This window comes from Mariniluteicoccus flavus, assembly GCF_054776655.1.
The window spans coordinates 1-1,419 of sequence record NZ_BAAHBN010000024.1; the positions used below are offsets into that span (position 1 = coordinate 1).

Sequence of the window (1,419 nt, forward strand, 5' to 3'; positions counted from 1 at the left end):
GGCTCATCCGAATCGAGGGTGGGTCGCGGGGGTGGCGCGTCGGTCTCGGGGTAGGCGTCGAGGTCTTCACATGATGGGAGTTCTCACGCTCCCCATCTGGAAGACCTCGACATGGCCGACGCTACCTTCACCACGCCCGATCTGACGACGTTCTGCCGTCTCGACGGTCTCGGGTTGGAGGTGACTGGGCAGCGCCTTGAGCCAGGCCGTGCGGTGCTGGCCTGCCGGGTCATCGAGGATGACCGGTGGTGCCGGCGGTGCGGTTGCGAGGGCAGCGTGCATGATGTGGCCACCCGCCGGCTTGCGCACGAACCGTTCGGGTGGCGACCAACGATGTTGCTGATCGCCGTGCGCCGCTACCGGTGCACCGGCTGCGGGCACGTGTGGCGGCAGGACACCACAGCGGCGGCCGAGCCGCGCGCGAAGATCTCCCGGACCGGCCTTCGATGGGCCCTGCTTGCACTGATCGTGCAGCATCTGAGCGTGGCCCGGATCGCCGAAGGGCTCGGGGTCGCCTGGGACACCGCGAACAACGCGGTCCTGGCCGAGGGCCGGCGCGTCCTGATCGGCGACCCGGCGCGGTTCGACGGTGTCGCGGTCGTCGGGGTCGACGAGCACGTCTGGCGGCACACGAGGAAGGGCGACAAGTACGTCACCGTCATCATCGACCTCACCCCGATCCGCGACGGCACCGGCCCCGCCCGGCTGCTGGACATGGTCCAGGGGCGTTCCAAGGCCGCGTTCAAGGCCTGGCTCGCCGACCGGCCCCAAGCGTGGCGTGATGCCGTGGAAGTGGTCGCCATGGACGGATTCACCGGGTTCAAGACCGCCGCCGCCGAGGAACTCCCGCGCGCGGTCACGGTCATGGACCCCTTCCACGTCGTCCGCCTGGCCGGGGATGCCCTCGACCAGTGTCGGCGCCGGGTCCAACAGGACCTGCACGGTCACCGAGGCCGCTGCAACGACCCGCTCTACCGGGCCCGGCGAACCCTGCACACCGGACAGGACCTGCTCACCGACCGCCAGCGCCAGCGACTCATCGTCCTGTTCACCAACCCCGACCACGTCGAGGTCGAGGCCACCTGGGGCATCCTCCAGCGGACGATCGCCGCCTACCGCCACCCCGACAAGGCCACCGGTCGCGCGGCAATGACCGCCGTCATCGCCGCCCTGCGCGACGGCGTGCCCACGGCCTTGGTCGAGCTCCGACGCTTGGGCCGGACCCTGAACCAGCGAGCAACTGACGTGCTCGCCTACTTCGACCGGCCGGGAACCTCCAACGGGCCCACCGAAGCCCTGAACGGGCGGCTCGAACACCTCCGCGGCTCTGCCCTGGGCTTCCGCAACCTCACCAACTACATCGCCCGATGCCTACTCGAGACCGGCGGATTCAGAACCCACCCTGCTTTGGGATGAGCC

The 1,419-nt window shown here is 69.8% G+C and carries 1 protein-coding gene; it reads left to right on the forward strand.

What is annotated here, in order from left to right; translation table 11 throughout:
- Positions 1–111: 111 nt before the first annotated feature.
- Positions 112–1,416 carry an ISL3 family transposase gene (locus ACYVAG_RS17585; protein ID WP_460771834.1) on the forward strand — a complete coding sequence of 435 codons (1,305 nt, stop codon included), beginning with the start codon at positions 112–114 and terminating at the stop codon, positions 1,414–1,416.
- The last annotated feature ends 3 nt before the right edge of the window (positions 1,417–1,419 follow it).

Bases quoted from the DNA above. Each gene is read 5' to 3' on its own strand.
- ACYVAG_RS17585 (WP_460771834.1), top strand. From the start codon at position 112: ATGGCCGACGCTACCTTCACCACGCCCGATCTGACGACGTTCTGCCGT.